This is a genomic window from Rhizobium sp. 10PS4, from assembly GCF_032464805.1.
Lineage (GTDB): Bacteria > Pseudomonadota > Alphaproteobacteria > Rhizobiales > Rhizobiaceae > Rhizobium > Rhizobium laguerreae.
In genome coordinates this window covers 244,414-259,584 of sequence record NZ_JAWDIW010000005.1, presented here as the reverse complement: position 1 = coordinate 259,584, position 15,171 = coordinate 244,414, and the positions used below count along the sequence as shown (strand labels likewise).

Sequence of the window (15,171 nt, the reverse complement as noted above, 5' to 3'; positions counted from 1 at the left end):
AATTAAATAGTTTGAGCATGATGTCGTCCGAAAACCGCTCGCACTTCGGCATCATGCTCTGTCGATCACAGGACAAGACCATGACCAAGCCCATCTCCCCTCTTCTGCCGATCGCCTATTCGAAGGAAGTCGCCAGCGCCAAGCAGCGCGGCGCGCCGCTGGTGGCACTGGAATCGACGATCATCACCCACGGCATGCCCTATCCCGGCAATATCGAGATGGCCCGCAGCGTCGAGGCGATCATTCGCGAACAGGGTGCGGTGCCGGCCACGATCGCCGTCATTCACGGCACGCTGCATATCGGCCTTGAAGCTGCGGAACTGGAGCAGTTGGCCAAGGCCACTGAAGTCATGAAGGTGTCGCGCGCCGATCTCGCCTTCGCCATCGCCGAGCGCCGCACCGGCGCCACCACGGTTGCGGCGACGATGATCGCGGCGGCGCGCGCCGGCATCCGTGTCTTTGCCACAGGCGGCATCGGCGGCGTGCATCGTGGCGCCGAAGAAAGCTTCGATATATCAGCCGATCTCGAAGAACTGGCGCGCACCGGCGTCATCGTCGTCTGCGCCGGCGCCAAGGCAATCCTCGACATTCCAAAGACGCTGGAAGTGCTGGAAACCCGCGGCGTGCCTGTCGTCACCTATGAGAGCGAGGAATTCCCCGCCTTCTGGTCGCGCTCCTCGGGCATCCGCAGCCCGCTGTCGCTGAACAGCCCGGCGGCAATCGCCAATTTCCAGACGGTGCGCGAACAGCTCGGCGTCGACGGCGGCATGCTCGTCGCCAACCCCGTGCCCGAGGCCGACGAGATCGCGCGCGAAGAGATGGAAATCTATATCGAGCGAGCGCTCGACAGCGCCGAACGCGACGAAGTCACCGGCAAGGCGGTCACACCCTATCTTCTGTCGACCATTTTCGACCTGACCGACGGCCAGAGCCTGAAGACCAATATCGCGTTGGTTGAGAACAACGCGCGGCTTGCTGCTGAGATTGCTGTCGCGCTGGGTGAGTGAAGGTTGACGGTTAGGCCTTGTCAGATAGGTGGTGCCGATCCCGCCCCCCTCTGCCCTGCCGGGCATCTCCCCCACAGGTGGGGAGATCACAAGTGGCTTGAACGTCCTGCCCATCGACCGTTTCGCCGTGCTGGACGCTCATTGTTTGGGGAAGCCGGCGCGCCCAGCCGATCTCCCTCCTTGTGGGGGAGATGCCCGGCAGGGCAGAGGGGGGTGCGGTACGGCACGACCTCTCTGACCCATACCCTCAACCGTCCAACGTCTCCTTCACCACAACAGCAAGCTGCTTCAACGAAAACGGCTTCGGCAGGAAGCCGAATTTCGCCTCCGGCGGCAGATTGCGGGCAAAGGCATCTTCGGCATAGCCTGAGACGAAGATGAATTTCATATCTGGATAGGTCTTGCGCAGTTCGCGCAGCAGCGTCGGGCCGTCCATTTCGGGCATGACGACGTCGGAGACGACGATGTCGACCTTGCCGTCGAGTTCTTCCAAGATAGCCAGCGCCTCGACGCCCGAGCCCGCCTCGTGCACGGTATAGCCGCGCGTTTCCAGCATGCGCTTGCCGCCGCGGCGCACTGCCTCCTCGTCCTCGACGAGAAGAATGACGGCCGACCCCGTCAGGTCCTCCGGCTGCTGCGGCGATACCGGCAGCGGCACCACTTCGGCCCCGGCGATGGCGCCGTCGATCGAACCTGCTTCGGCGGCCACCGCCGGCTCCGGAATGTGGCGCGGCAGGAAGACGCGGAAGGTCGTTCCCTTGCCGACTTCGGATTCCGGCTGGATGTAGCCGCCCGACTGTTTGACGATGCCGTAGACCATGGCGAGTCCAAGACCGGTGCCCTTGCCGACATCCTTGGTAGTGAAGAACGGCTCGAAGATCTTGTCCATGATCTCCGGTGCGATACCGGTGCCATTATCCGCGACTTCGACCAGCACCATGTCTTCGGCCGGCATGTAGGAATAGTTGAAGGCCGAGACCTCGGCGGCGGTCAGATTGCGGGTGCGGATCGTCAGCGTGCCACCCTCGGGCATCGCGTCGCGCGCATTGACGCAGAGATTGATCAGCACCTGCTCGAACTGCGACAGGTCCGTTTTGACAGGCCATAGGTCGCGGCCATATTGCACGTCGAGCTTGACATTGGTGCCGGAAAGCAGCCGGTCGACCAGCATGCGCAGGTCGCCGACGACATCGGTAAGGTTCAGCACCGAGGGCCGCATCGTCTGCTTGCGCGAGAAGGCGAGCAGCTGGCGCACCAGCACTGCGGCGCGGTTGGCGTTGCGCTTGATCTCTATCAGGTCGGCAAAGCTGGCATCCGAGGGCCGCGCCTGCAAAAGCAGGTGGTCGGAGGAAAGCAGGATCGCTGTCAGCACGTTGTTGAAATCATGCGCGATGCCGCCGGCGAGCGTTCCCACGGCATTCATCTTCTGCGTTTGCGCCATCTGCGCTTCCAGCGCCTTCTGCTCGGTCACCTCGACGGCGTAGACGATCGCCGCCTCCTCTGGCGCCTCGTCGCTCTGGTCGATGACGGCATTGACATAGAAGCGGAAATAGCGCGCCTCGTCGGTCGGTGTGCGGGTGTCGAGGGGCGCAATGTCGCCCTGCCGGTCCTTGGCCGCTGCCAGCGCCGCGGCCAGCTGTGGCCGGTCGCTTTCCTGCACGATGGTTTCGAGATGCGGCGCCTTTTCGAGATCGTCGCGCGAGACGACGCCGGAGAACATCTTCAGGAATGGCGCATTGGTCCGCAAGATTCGCCCGTTGCCGTCGACCGAGGCGATCGCCATCGGCGTATTGTTGAAGAAACGGGTAAAACGCATGGCGGCGGCCGAAGCGGACTGGCCGCCGGCATCGCTCTTTTCACGCGCCAGCACGATCGTCCGGCTTTCGCCGGGTGCGCCGTCGCGCATCGAGGTGACGCTGTGAATGATTTGCACCGGCAGGCTCTGGCCGTTGCTCTTGCGCAGGTCGAGATCGAGCGTCACGGTCTTCTTCAGACCCGGTTCGGCCTGCACTGACTGGATCAGTGCCAGTCCCTCGCCTGCCACGACGTCACCGATCGTCATCGAGCCCGGCACGAACTTGGTGAGGTCGAGGCCCAGCCAATCGGCAAGCGTCGCATTCAGGTAGAAGATCTCGCCCTTCCTGCCGGCGGAAAAGAAGCCGGCCGGCGCATGGTCGAGATAGTCGATCGCGTTCTGCAATTCCTTGAAGAAACGCTCCTGGTCGTCGCGCTCGGTGGTGATGTCGGTGATCTGCCAGATCTGCAGCGGCTTGCCGCCGTTTTCCTCCGGCTGCAGCAGCCGCGCCTTCAGCCGGTACCAATGGGCGCCGGAGCTGTTGCTGCCAGGCCCGACGGCGCGTAGTAGGCGAAATTCCTCCCGACCTTCCTTGCCCTCGCGCAGACCGTTGACCAGCCTGTAGAGCGCCTCGTTGGACTCGCGATGGCGCGACAGCAGCGTTTCCAGCGTCTGCACCTCGGTCGCCTTGCGCGCGCCGGTCAGCGCGCCATAGGCGGCATTGGCATAGATGATTCGGCCTTTTTCGTCGGTGATCAGCGTACCGTCGGGATGGCTGTTGAGGAAGGCGCGCGCCAGGCTGTCGGACTGGTGCTGCGGCATCACCTCGATGAAGCCGATGACCGAAGACACCAGGAAGAAGATGCCGACCATGGCGAGCACGCCGAGACCGCCAAGCACCACCTCGTTGTCGAGCGATTTTTTGAAGAAGACGAAAGCGCCGGCAGCCGCGATCAGCACGAGCGCCAGCAGAAGAATGCGCAAGACCGTGCCAGAACGCCCCCCACGATCCACAAGCGGTGCGTTATAGTCGTCGGCCTGACGCGGTTTCGTCATGTATTCCTCACATAAGCCCTACCGCTTCGTAGCACGAACACGAAGCGGGAATCAGGCACTCTTTCCTTCTTAGCAATTTGCCGCGTCGGCAAAAACACCGCTAGCCGGCAAGACTGCTTGAATTCACAGGCAACAGCGCCATCTGCCCCAGAAGCCAACGCTGCCACCCGTGCGCAAGGTCGCCGGGTGCCAAGCAGCGGAACACGAAATCGCGTTCTCCCGTGACTGGACAGCACCGGCGGCCCTTGCCTAAGGAACGGAAAAGTCGTCAATATGTGCCGAATGCGAAATGGAGTGAGTGACTATGTTGGATGATGTTGTCGGAGCTTATGGCAGCCGTTTCCTGCTTGCCGCCGGTGGCGTTGGTCTGGCGCTTCTCCTGCTCATCATCGTGCTCTGGGTGATCCGCAGCCGGGCGCCCTCACCTTTCGTGCGCGGCGGCCGCAATCGCCAGCCCCGCCTGCAAGTGCTGGATGCCGCAGCCGTCGATGCCCGTCGCCGGCTGGTGCTGGTGCGCCGCGACGAGGTCGAGCACCTGATCATGATCGGCGGCCCAAGCGATATCGTCATCGAGAGCCGCATCCTGCCCGCGGCGGCCGAGCAGCCGGAAAGCGCCAACCGCCCGCAGCCCGTCGAGCAGCGTCCGATATCCGTTGCGCGGCCGGAAACGCCACCGCGCCCGCCGGTCGCAGCCCGTGTCGAGCCGGCCGCCGAGCCCGTTTTCTCCGCGCCAGTTCCGCCGGAGGCGCGCCCGCGCCCAGAACCGTCGGCCCAACCGTCGGCCCAATCACCCGCTCAGCCGATCGTGGCCCCGCCGGTGGTCACGAGCCCTCTTCCGGCAGAGCCCGTGACGGCTCCGCTGTCGGCCGAACGCGACAATCCTCTGCGTGCCGTCCCGCCCCAGCCGCGTCCGCTGGAGCGTCCCGTCGCTCCCCCGGCCGCGCAGCCCGCACCGTTCCACGATGCCTCAAGTGCCGCCGAGATCCTCGATGCCGCCCGCCAGCGCGTGCTGCCGCAGCAGCGCATCGAACCCGAGGTCTCCGCCCCGCCTGTCAAGGACATGCCGGCGGCCGCACGCGCCGCACCAGGTAGCGCCGAAGACGATTCGGCTGCGCAGTCGGCAGCAGCGAGCCGTCTTGATTTCCAGCGGGTGCTGGAACAGGAAATGTCGAACAATCTGACGGCTGAACGCATCGTGCCGGCGCCGGCAAACCAAGCGCCCCGGCCCGGAGCGCCGCAACCCGGAAACCTGCCGCGCCGCGATCCGGAAATGGCTCCGATCACCGGCGCCGATACCGACCTGCAAAAGGAAGTCGCCCGCATCTTCGGCGAGATGAGCGTCAACCGCGACAAGTGAGCGGAAACGCACGTCCGACCTTCCTTCATCACTAAGTTGCATAAAAGCCGCAATGCGGCGACTTTCAGTTACCGATGTGTCAGGGGACTCCATCTTGTGCTGATAATTTGTTATCGCATCGGTTGAAGAGCGTTGGCGCATCGAGGTCATACTTTGCCTAAGTAAATACCGGTCTCACTCCAGTTTCACCCGTACTGCCGGACAGCGACACGCTGACGGCGTATGAACATGTTCATCGGGTGGTGGCGAGAGACCGGTTTGGCATTGTTGAAATGTGCCATGTGCAGCTCCGCTGTCTCAGCTCTTCCGCCGCCCAGAACATCGCCACACCGCGCCCGCAAGGGCTTTCTCACGCACCATCCTGGTGGACTTCCGAACGGAAGACCAACACGATATGTGCAATACCCTTCGGGTCCGATGGACCATTCTGCCGAAAACAGCGCCCCAGCCCTGGATTGTATGCAGCGGCTGCGGGGGCCTCAGAGCTTTCCGATGCAGCGACAAGATCCGGCTCAACGCCAATGGCCGCAAGCTCGATGCCTGGCTTATCTACAAATGCTCGACCTGCGAAAAGACGTGGAACCGTCCGATCTTCGAGCGTCGGAACGTTCGCGATATCGATCCCGCAGTCATCGAGGCGTTGCAGTCCAACGATCCTGATTGGATCCGGGCAGAAGCGTTCAACCTCGAAGCCCTCAGGCGCAAGTCGCAGCGTGTCGACGAGTTTGCCGAATCTGAAATCGCAAAAGAGATGCAGCAGGACATTGCCAATTGGACGAGACTGGAAATCGAACTGATCGTCCCGTTTCCATCAAGCACGCGCCTCGACCGCCTGCTGGCGTCCGAGTTGCAAGTTTCACGCACCCGGCTACAGGCTCTTCACGATGGTGGCATGCTGCGGACGGATTCGAATCGAGCCGACGTTTTGCGGCGGCGGATCAAGAACGGCACCAGGGTTGCAGTCGACCTCACCGCCGAGACCGGCCGGGAGCAATGGTGGAGGTCTGTGGCGACCGGAAGCTCACCGTAATTGTAAAAGGCGCCGCGATCGGATCGCGGCGCCTATTCTGCTCTCATGCCTGCATGAAAACTCTCATTCGTCGCGATAGACTTTTTCGCGGCGTTCGTGACGCTCCTGCGCCTCGATCGACAGTGTCGCGATCGGGCGGGCGTCGAGGCGCTTGAGGCCGATCGGTTCGCCGGTTTCCTCGCAATAGCCGTAGGTGCCGTCTTCGATGCGCTGCAGTGCCGCATCGATTTTGGAAATCAGCTTTCTCTGCCGGTCACGGGCGCGAAGTTCGATCGCCCGATCTGTTTCCGACGACGCTCGGTCAGCGAGATCAGGATGGTTTGCGCTTTCCTCGGCCAGATGGTCGAGTGTCTCACGCGCTTCTCTAAGGATATCATTTCTCCATGCAACCAGCTTGGACCTGAAATAGGCACGCTGGTTTACGTTCATGAACTCTTCCTCTTCCGAGGGAACGTAATTGCTAAGATCGATCTTCTCACTCAACGCGATTCTCCTGAAGAACATCTCATCTGGCGGGGTGTATATCCCAAGCGCTAGCCGCGATTCAAGCCAAATACGACAGGTAAACAGATTTTTAAATCTGTCACAATTTTCGGCTAACAGACTATTTTCTCATCATTATTCGGGCTTGCGTTTTTTGCTTCGCCTTCAAAACGCCGTGTTATCAGCCGCGTTTTGGGCAGCTGGAGCAGCGCTGACGGTTGACGCCGGCCGATTGCAACCGCTACTGAAAAGGCCCGCTGGATCTTGGATTTGCCCATGACCGTACCCTTGCCTCCGCCCAACCGCATCTATCTCCTGCGTCACGCCGAGGCCGCCTGGGCCGAACCCGGACAGCGCGATTTCGACCGCCCGCTCAACGAAAAGGGCTTTGGCGATGCCGAGATCATCGCCGATAAGGCCGCCGACAAGGGCTACCGTCCTGATCTTCTGATCAGCTCTACGGCGCTGCGCTGCCGCGATACTGCCGATGCGGTGTACCGGGCGATGGGCCTTACGCTCGATGTTCGTTATGTCGACGCGCTCTATAACGCTACGGTCGACAACTATCTCGAGATCATAGATGCGCAGGACCAAGCTGCTGTCATGCTGGTCGGCCACAATCCGACCATGGAGCAGGCATTGGAGGCGCTGATCGGCCATGAGGCAATGGCAGGCTCTCTTGCCGGCGGCTTCCCGACGGCTGGCCTTGCCGTGCTCGATTTCGATGCTTCGGCCACCGCCTGGCGCCTCACCGATTTCGTCGTCGTCTGAAGACTAGAGCAATTCCAGCAAAACTGTGCCGCGGTTTTGCCAGGCAAAGCGCGAAGCGCTTTTGCCGGGAATTGCGTGAAAACAACGAAATAGAGCATTTCCGTGATTCGAAGAAAAACGGAAATGCTCTAGCCTCGCTTCTTTTGCGGGCGGCGCGCCCTCCCTATATTGCGGGGCAGTCACCAACCGGAATCGCGCCTTGCCGCCACGCCTGACATCCCTCGCCGACGATGCCCGCATCGCGTTCGATAATCTCGCCGACCGGGCGAGCGGCCTCGTCAATCCAACCGTGCGGCTCGGTGTCACCGGCCTTTCTCGCTCCGGCAAGACGGTCTTCATCTCCTCGCTCGTCCACAATCTCCTGCATGGCGGCCGCCTGCCGCTGTTCGAACCGGTCCAATCAGGCCGCGTCTCGGCGGTGCGGCTGGAGCCGCAGCCCGACGATGCCGTGCCGCGCTTCCAGTACGAGGACCATATCCGTGCGCTGGTGAAGGACCGTATCTGGCCGGATTCGACCCGCGCCATCTCCGAGCTGCGCATCACGCTGGATTATCAGAGCGCCAGCGGCTGGAACCGGTTGTTTTCGCCCGGCCGCCTGTCGATCGATATCGTCGATTATCCCGGCGAATGGCTGCTCGACCTGCCGCTGCTCGGCAAGGATTATCGCACGTTCAGCGAGGAGACGATCGCGCTTGCCGAAACTGGCGTCCGCTTCGAGCTGTCGCGCCAATGGCTGGCGCTGACGCGCGCCGCCGATATCCATGCCGGCGCCGACGAGATGGTCGCCCGCGACCTCGCCACCGCCTTTGCCGATTATCTCAAAGCCTGCAAAGCCGACGAACGCTCGCTTTCCACCCTGCCGCCTGGCCGCCTGCTCCTGCCCGGCGATCTCGACGGCTCGCCGGCGTTGACCTTCGCGCCGCTGGCTCTGCCGCCGGACGGCCGTCCCGGCCGCGGCTCGCTCTGGACGATGATGGAGCGGCGCTACGAGGCCTACAAATCGGTCGTCGTCAAACCTTTCTTCCGCGAGCATTTCGCCCGGCTTGATCGCCAGATTGTCCTCGTCGATGCGCTGCAGGCGATGAACCGCGGCCCCGAAGCAGTGCAGGATCTGGAACGCGCGTTGACCGATGTGCTCGCCTGTTTCCGCCCCGGCACCAATTCGCTGCTCTCCTCCCTGCTCGGGCGCCGCATCGACCGCGTGCTGGTCGCCGCCACCAAGGCCGATCATCTCCACCATGAAAGCCACGACCGCCTCGATGCGCTGACCCGCCGCCTGGTGGACCGCGCCATCGACCGCATCGGCATGGCAGGCGCCGGCATCGACGTCATGGCGCTTGCCTCCGTGCGCGCCACCCGCGAGGCGACCGTCAAACGTGACGGCCATGAACTGCCGGTCATCGTCGGCACGCCGATGGAGGGCGAAACCATCGCCGGCGAACGCTTCGACGGCCAGAGAAAGACCGCGATCTTCCCCGGTGACCTGCCGGAGGATCCGGAAAGCCTGTTCGACCGCATCGCCGCGGGCGAAACCGGCCTGCAGCTGCCCGATGTCAATGTCGTCAGGTTCCGCCCGCCGCATCTCGAGGAAACCGGCGGCGGCATCAAGCTGTCGGTGCCGCATATCCGCCTCGACCGCGCCATGCAGTTCCTGTTCGGAGATCGTCTCGCATGAGCAAGCCCCCGTCCGATCCGCCGCGCCGCGCACCCGCCGCCTTCACCTACGAGGACAAGGCTGCCGATCCGCGCGACAACGGCGGGCAAGGAGGCGAGCGGCGCAAGCCGGAAAGCTTCTCCGAAAATATCGTCGTGACGCCTGACGAGGACGATCCTTTCCTCAATCCCGAGAAGGATCTGAGCGCGGTCCCCATTGCAGCGCCGCGCAGGCGGCGAACCTCCTTCGGCAAGATCGCCGCCGGCGCCTTCGGCATCCTGCTGTCGCTCGCCATCGGCCTCTGGACCGACAGCCTGATCCGCGATCTCTTCACCCGCGCCGACTGGTTGGGATATGCAGCCCTTGCCGTGCTGGCAGTCGGCATCCTCGCCGTGCTGGCCCTCGTCATCCGCGAAACCGTCGGCATGGTGCGCCTTGCCGCCGTCCAGAAGATCAAGGCCGAAGCCGAGGCGGCGATCCTCGAAACCCGCCCAGTCAAGGCGCGCGCCGTCGTCGCGCAGCTGACTGCGCTGCTCTCGGCAAATCCCGAGACATCAAAGGGCCGGGCGACGCTGAAGGCGACCGAGGGCGAGGTCATCGATCCCCCGCATCTGATCGCGCTCGCCGAACGGGAACTGCTCGCTCCGCTCGACCGCAAGGCCCGCGCCCTGATCGTCAACGCCTCGAAGCGCGTGTCGATCGTTACTGCCGTCAGCCCGCGCGCCGTGGTCGACCTGCTCTACGTGCTTTACGAGGCCGTGCGCCTCATCCGCGCCATGGCCGAGCTTTACGGCGGCCGGCCCGGCACGCTCGGCATGTTCCGTCTGTTGCGTGACGTGCTGGCGCATCTGGCCGTCACGGGCTCGATCGCCGTTGGCGACAGCCTCGTCCAGCAGGTGCTCGGCCACGGGCTGGCCTCGAAGCTCTCGGCCCGACTGGGCGAAGGCGTCATCAACGGCCTGATGACCGCCCGCATTGGAATCGCAGCGATGGATCTCTGCCGCCCGCTCGCCTTCCACGCCCTGAAGCGGCCGGGAATCGGTGATTTCATCGGCGATCTCACCCCCTCCATGTCGCCGCGCGGCAACAATCCTTGAACGAAGCAGCAATTCTACAGTTTTTACCTCCCCTAGCGTAATGCCGCAGAAATTTCAGTGGATTCAATGCCCTAGTGGCAGAATTTTAAAATCGTCGCCGCGCGAAAATCCTGTATTGCCTCGCATTTCGGCACAATCGAAAGGAAGGATTAACCATTCTTCGGCAAAACTTGCAGCCAGTTCGTGAGTGGTGTTTGCCAAGGAAAATCCATGTATTCGCGCAAGTTTCTCATCGTATGCGGCTTGGCCGCCGCGGCATTGTCTCCCGTCGCAGATGTCGCACCGGCAGCCACCGCTGCAACCCGTGACAAGGCCTTCTTCGATTCCGTCGCCGGCTCCTGGAAGGGCCCCGGCGAAATCGTCGCCGGCAAGTACAAGGGCACGAAATTCACCTGCAACCTGATCGGTGAGCCCACAGGCGACAGCAGCGCCGGCATCAAGCTCGACGGCACCTGCCGCGTCGGCGTCTTCAAGCAGCCAATGACCGCCGTCATCTCGCAGTCGGGCTCCAGCTACAAGGGCAAATTCCTCGACGGCGCCGCCGGCAAGGGCCTTGACGTCGTCTCCGGCGCCGTCAGCGAGGATACCGTCGTTGTCGGCATCAACCGCGCCAAGCTGAATGGAGCGATGATCGCCCGCGTGCGCGACGACAAAACGATGAACGTCACCGTTTCGGTCAAGGTCGAAAGCCAGATGATCCCGGTCATCGGCCTGACGCTGACCCGCCAGGTCGACGAGATGGCCGTCGGTTCCATCCAGTAGACAAATCGCACAGCGGATTTTCCTGAAGCGGCGGGTTTCCCGCCGTTTTGCGTTTTCAGGTCCCCTTGCTTCAGGCGCTCAGCCACCAGTCGCGACTATCGTCGGCGACCTCGATGCCGGTCACCTCGGCATCCGACAGCCAGTCACTGACCGCCCTGCCCCTGACCCGAAGACCCGGCGCGATATCGGCAAGCGGCATCAGCACGAAACCGCGATCGGTCATCCGCGGATGCGGCAGTTCCAGCCGCGGCGCGTCCTGGATCACGTCACCATAGGTCAGCACGTCGATATCAAGTGTGCGCGGACCCCAGCGCTCGATGCGCTCGCGTTTCATCTCGCGTTCGATCGACAGGCAGACATCGAGCAAAGCCACGGGCTCCAGCCTGGTCTCGACGACAGAGCAGGCATTGAAGAAGAACAATTGGTCGGTCTTGCCCCAAGGCGGCGTGCGATAGAGCCGCGAGACCGCGCTAACCCGGCAGTCGTCCCGTCGGTCCAGCTTCTGCAGTGCCGCAGCCATCGCCTTCACAGGGTCGCCGATATTGCCGCCGAGACCGAGTGTGGCTGATTGGAACCCGGCCTCAGGCAAAGTGTTCAACGCTCACCTGCACGAAATCGAGCACGCCGGGCACCGGCGCGTTCGGCTTGCGCACCGTGATCTTCGCCCGCCGGATCTGCGGGAATGTCTCGCAGAGCCCCTTGGCGATGTCGAGCGCCAAGGCCTCGATCAGGTAACGCCGCTTGCCGGTGACGATCTGCTCGATCACGGTAAAGGCGATGCCGTAATTGACGGTATCGTTGATCGAATCGCTTTCCAGCGCCTCGCCAGCGACGACATCGAGCTCGGCATCGACGAAGAAGCGCTGGCCGAGGAATTCCTCCTCGTCATGCACGCCGTGGCGCGCGAAGAAGGCGCAGTTCTGCAGCGTGATCGTGTAGGTGGTCATGTCGGCCGCTTCCTCTCGAATTCCTGGCGCGCATTAAGCATAGCATCGGCGATATCGAGCGCATCCCTGTTGATTGCGACATTGTGCACCCGGAAAACCGCAGCTCCTTGAAGTCTGAGCAGCGCGCTGGTCGCAGCCGTTGCCGCATCCCTGTCCTGCGCCTCACGCCCTGTCACGGCGCCGAGGAAGCGCTTGCGCGACGTGCCGGCGAGCAGCGGCAGGCCGAAGCGGGAAAGTTCGGAAAACCGCGCCATCAGTTCCAGGTTCTCCTCCGGCGTCTCCTTGGCGAAGCCGAAGCCCGGATCGAGCACGATGCGGTCGCGGTTGACGCCTGAGGCAGCGGCGATATCAAGCGATCGTTCGAGGAAATGCACCTGATCGGCAATCACATCGACAAGTTTTACCCTGTCGCGACCGGTGTGCATGATACAGAGTCCGGCTCCGGTCACCGCGGCGATATCAGCGATATCGGGCTCCTTCTGCAGCCCGAAGACGTCGTTGACGATATGGGCGCCGGCACTGATTGCAAGCCGCGCCGTTTCGGCGCGATAGGTGTCGATGGAAATCAGCGCCTGGGTGCGGCCGCGCAGCGCCTCGATGACGGGCAGCACGCGCGCCTGCTCCTCAGAAGAGCTGACGATTGCTGCGTTCGGCCGGGTCGATTCGCCGCCGATATCGATAATGCCGGCACCCTCGCTCACCGCCCGCAACGCCTGTTCGACCGCCGCATCGACGGTTTCAAAGCGTCCGCCATCGGAAAAGGAGTCCGGCGTCACGTTGATGATCGCCATGATCACCGAACGACGCCCGAGTTCGATCTCCCGGCCATGGCCGACACGCCATATGCTGCCTTCGAGCCCTGTCACCAGACTTATCCCATTGATGACGAAAAAAGCGCCATCTGATATTGCGCTTGGGGTGGCTATGCCCCAAGCTCCTGCCGATTTCAACACGGGTTGCGTTCAGAATGCCGCTTGCAGTGCGTTATATGGTCGTTCCTATCGCCTTTTCCATTGCTCTTTCCCTCTGCAGCCCGTCGGCAGCCGAAGTGATCGCATCGAAAAGCTATTCCTATTTCGACATTCGCGGCAAAACCGCGGATGAGCTCGACCGCGAACTCAGCCGGCGCGGCCCGACGGCGAGTGGTTCCTCGGCGCGCCATCCCGGCGCTACGAAGATCCGCTTCGGCGGCGAGGCAACCTATATTCAGAATAACGGGCGCTGCCGCGTCGGCAACGTCAAGGTCACGGTCCACACCCAGATCATCCTGCCGCGCTGGAGCAGCCGCAAGGGCGCCAGCAAGGAGCTGTCGATGATCTGGGACGCGCTGTCGAGCGATATCAAGCGCCACGAGGAGCGCCATGCCGAGATCGCCCGCGACCAGGCCCGCGCCATGGAGCGCGCCATCCGCGCGCTGCCGCAGCAGCGCAGCTGCGAAGCCATGCAGGAACTCGTCTCCAACGAATCAGCTCGCGGTATAGAGGAGCACGACCGGCAGCAGGCGCGATTCGACCGGGTCGAGGCGGTCAATTTCCAGAAGCGGATGCTGAGGTTGCTGAACAATCGAATCAATGGTCGAGCCGGCGCAAAATAAGGCTTTTTCAGTCTGGTTGCGAGCGGAAAACCTTAGCTGCATAACGAAACTTGTGCGAAACTTGCACCCTCCCCAGCGATTGAATGGTCATTTTTCATCCTGGCAGACTCAACCGGAACGCGTTAATATGAACACATTCGAAAGTTCAGGTACGGCATCTGCACTTTCATCGCTGGGTTCTCCTGGCGCGTTCCGAAGCCGCGGATGTTCCTCCCTCATCCGTAGGTAATGCGCCCGCCTCGCCTCGCTCGCTCTAGCGCGCGAGGCGTCTTTTTTGGTATCGAGTTTTTTCGGCGACGTTTGAAACGCAGTACGCGTCAGGCCTGGCGTTCCGGCACATGCACCACCAGCCCGTCATAGACAGCCTTCATCCGGATCTGACAGGACAGCCGCGAGGTCGGGCGCACATCGAAGGCGAAGTCGAGCATGTCCTCTTCCATCGCTTCCGGCTGGCCGACCTTCTCCGTCCACTCCTCGTCGACATAGACATGACAGGTCGCGCAGGCGCAGGCGCCGCCGCATTCGGCCTCGATGCCGGGGACCGAATTGCGCACGGCATTCTCCATCACGGTGGAGCCTTGGTCGACGTCGAGGTCGAAGCGCGTGCCGTCGAAGGCGACGATGGTAAGTTTGGGCATCAGGACTATTTCCGGTCTTCAAGTGGGTGGGCGGATTTTCTTCCGACAATTCGACGCATCAGTCAATATTGGGGAAATTTGCCACAGCCTCGCAGATCGGGCCTTCGCCCGCCGTCTTCAAAGCGTCATAAGGGACGTCGCAAAAAGACCCGCGGTCCCGCAATGGAACAACGGGCCTCGTTCGAACGCTATCCTATGCACGTCGCCCAAAAGTACGCAGCGGTTTTGGGACAACGATATGCGTCAGATAAAAACCTCGAGATCAGCCGCGGCAGAGCTTCAGGATGAAATTCTCGGCGTCGATGACGGCGGCGCCGAGCGCTGCCGTCGCGCCGGCATCGCCGCCGTTTTCCTCGACGGCTTCCGCCGTCTGCGACACGCGGAACGCGCCGACCGAGCTTGCCGCGCCCTTCAGCCGATGCGCGGCTGCGCCGATACGGATGGTTTCGCCGCTGGCAATGTCCTGGAGGCATGCGCGGGCCTGGCGCGCAAACATCTGAAGGACTTCGAGTTCCAGCGTCTTGTCGCCCATCGTCTGCTTTGCGAGATGCACCAGATCGATCGGCCGGACCTTGGAGGGACACGGTCCCTTTGCATTATCCGGCGCCTCGAATACGATGTTCAATGCTGCCATCTGGGCTGCCATTGCCAATTCTCCCGTCTCTGTCGTCTGCAGTTGCAACAGTTCTGCGACAGGAGGGTGGCCATCACGTTAAATTCCGGCACATTCCGGGTGGAAATCTCGCCATATGGTTAACGTCCGTTAAATATCCCTAAATTATTGGTTTTTAAGCCGTAGCTAGGATTCAAAGGTGTTAACAACGAGTTAACGAGCCATGAATCTCAAGCCTTCATTAATTGTGTGAAGAGCCCAGATGTGTCACTACGATACTGGTGGAGCGGGTTTATGGTACGCGCCTTTGCCGAGCGAGTGGATAATGGTAGTGTTTTGATACCTTCCGTTTGAAAAAGCGGCTATC

The 15,171-nt window shown here is 62.2% G+C and carries 16 protein-coding genes; 8 read left to right on the top strand and 8 right to left on the bottom strand.

Annotated elements, in window-relative coordinates; all coding sequences use genetic code 11:
- Nucleotides 1-80 precede the first annotated feature (80 nt).
- Entirely contained in the window at nt 81-1,007 is a 927-nt protein-coding gene (locus RWJ89_RS11615; protein WP_012757660.1) for a pseudouridine-5'-phosphate glycosidase, read from the top strand.
- Nucleotides 1,008-1,254: 247 nt separating this feature from the next.
- On the opposite strand, the gene cckA is transcribed toward RWJ89_RS11615, so the two are convergent.
- Entirely contained in the window at nt 1,255-3,858 is a 2,604-nt protein-coding gene (gene cckA, locus RWJ89_RS11610; RefSeq protein WP_131666873.1) for a cell cycle histidine kinase CckA, read from the bottom strand.
- 298 nt (nt 3,859-4,156) lie between these two features.
- Here cckA and RWJ89_RS11605 point away from each other — a divergent pair, with 298 nt between their 5' ends.
- Together RWJ89_RS11605 and RWJ89_RS11600 are read left to right on the top strand one after the other, a co-directional pair.
- Nucleotides 4,157-5,215, top strand: a complete 1,059-nt coding sequence (locus tag RWJ89_RS11605; protein ID WP_168287499.1) for a flagellar biosynthetic protein FliO — start codon at nt 4,157-4,159, stop codon at nt 5,213-5,215.
- Between the two features lie 394 nt (nt 5,216-5,609).
- Nucleotides 5,610-6,245, top strand: coding sequence for a DUF1062 domain-containing protein (locus RWJ89_RS11600; protein WP_165504491.1), 636 nt, complete (start codon nt 5,610-5,612; stop codon nt 6,243-6,245).
- A 63-nt stretch (nt 6,246-6,308) separates the two neighbouring features.
- Here RWJ89_RS11600 and dksA read toward each other — a convergent pair whose 3' ends face one another.
- Nucleotides 6,309-6,728, bottom strand: a complete 420-nt coding sequence (dksA, locus tag RWJ89_RS11595) for an RNA polymerase-binding protein DksA (protein ID WP_003540142.1) — start codon at nt 6,726-6,728, stop codon at nt 6,309-6,311.
- A 276-nt stretch (nt 6,729-7,004) separates the two neighbouring features.
- Here dksA and RWJ89_RS11590 point away from each other — a divergent pair, with 276 nt between their 5' ends.
- The 3 genes from RWJ89_RS11590 (at nt 7,005) to RWJ89_RS11580 (ending at nt 10,250) form a co-directional block, all read left to right on the top strand.
- On the top strand, nt 7,005-7,499 hold the full coding sequence (locus tag RWJ89_RS11590; protein ID WP_077978296.1) for a SixA phosphatase family protein: 495 nt from the start codon (nt 7,005-7,007) through the stop codon (nt 7,497-7,499).
- Nucleotides 7,500-7,698: 199 nt separating this feature from the next.
- Entirely contained in the window at nt 7,699-9,174 is a 1,476-nt protein-coding gene (locus RWJ89_RS11585) for a YcjX family protein (RefSeq protein ID WP_077978297.1), read from the top strand.
- Nucleotides 9,171-10,250: a YcjF family protein gene (locus RWJ89_RS11580; protein ID WP_316030926.1), complete on the top strand. Its 1,080-nt coding sequence runs from the start codon at nt 9,171-9,173 to the stop codon at nt 10,248-10,250. Before RWJ89_RS11585 ends, RWJ89_RS11580 begins: the two co-directional genes overlap by 4 nt.
- A 63-nt stretch (nt 10,251-10,313) precedes the next feature.
- Here RWJ89_RS11580 and RWJ89_RS11575 read toward each other — a convergent pair whose 3' ends face one another.
- Nucleotides 10,314-10,451 carry a hypothetical protein gene (locus RWJ89_RS11575; protein ID WP_158081413.1) on the bottom strand — a complete coding sequence of 46 codons (138 nt, stop codon included), beginning with the start codon at nt 10,449-10,451 and terminating at the stop codon, nt 10,314-10,316.
- A gap of 9 nt (nt 10,452-10,460) precedes the next feature.
- Between RWJ89_RS11575 and RWJ89_RS11570 the strand changes: the two genes are divergently transcribed.
- Complete coding sequence (locus RWJ89_RS11570; RefSeq protein ID WP_003540146.1) at nt 10,461-11,012, top strand: hypothetical protein; 552 nt, start codon at nt 10,461-10,463, stop codon at nt 11,010-11,012.
- A gap of 70 nt (nt 11,013-11,082) precedes the next feature.
- Here RWJ89_RS11570 and folK read toward each other — a convergent pair whose 3' ends face one another.
- Genes folK through folP form a run of 3 tightly spaced genes read right to left on the bottom strand, consistent with a single transcriptional unit; the run spans nt 11,083 to nt 12,825 of the window.
- On the bottom strand, nt 11,083-11,601 hold the full coding sequence (folK, locus tag RWJ89_RS11565) for a 2-amino-4-hydroxy-6-hydroxymethyldihydropteridine diphosphokinase (protein ID WP_316030980.1): 519 nt from the start codon (nt 11,599-11,601) through the stop codon (nt 11,083-11,085).
- Nucleotides 11,594-11,959 carry a dihydroneopterin aldolase gene (gene folB / locus RWJ89_RS11560; protein ID WP_027667693.1) on the bottom strand — a complete coding sequence of 122 codons (366 nt, stop codon included), beginning with the start codon at nt 11,957-11,959 and terminating at the stop codon, nt 11,594-11,596. Before folB ends, folK begins: the two co-directional genes overlap by 8 nt.
- Entirely contained in the window at nt 11,956-12,825 is an 870-nt protein-coding gene (gene folP, locus RWJ89_RS11555; RefSeq protein ID WP_222012599.1) for a dihydropteroate synthase, read from the bottom strand. Before folP ends, folB begins: the two co-directional genes overlap by 4 nt.
- 101 nt (nt 12,826-12,926) lie before the next feature.
- On the opposite strand from folP, the gene RWJ89_RS11550 reads away from it, so the two are divergent.
- Complete coding sequence (locus RWJ89_RS11550; protein WP_131666877.1) at nt 12,927-13,553, top strand: DUF922 domain-containing Zn-dependent protease; 627 nt, start codon at nt 12,927-12,929, stop codon at nt 13,551-13,553.
- Nucleotides 13,554-13,870: 317 nt separating this feature from the next.
- On the opposite strand, the gene RWJ89_RS11545 is transcribed toward RWJ89_RS11550, so the two are convergent.
- Together RWJ89_RS11545 and RWJ89_RS11540 are read right to left on the bottom strand one after the other, a co-directional pair.
- The gene (locus RWJ89_RS11545; protein ID WP_003540151.1) at nt 13,871-14,191 is read right to left on the bottom strand and encodes a 2Fe-2S iron-sulfur cluster-binding protein; all 321 of its coding nucleotides are present in this window, start codon (nt 14,189-14,191) and stop codon (nt 13,871-13,873) included.
- A 262-nt stretch (nt 14,192-14,453) separates the two neighbouring features.
- A complete protein-coding gene (locus tag RWJ89_RS11540; RefSeq protein WP_003540152.1) occupies nt 14,454-14,837 on the bottom strand; it encodes an Hpt domain-containing protein in 384 nt (127 codons plus the stop codon).
- Nucleotides 14,838-15,171 lie beyond the last annotated feature (334 nt).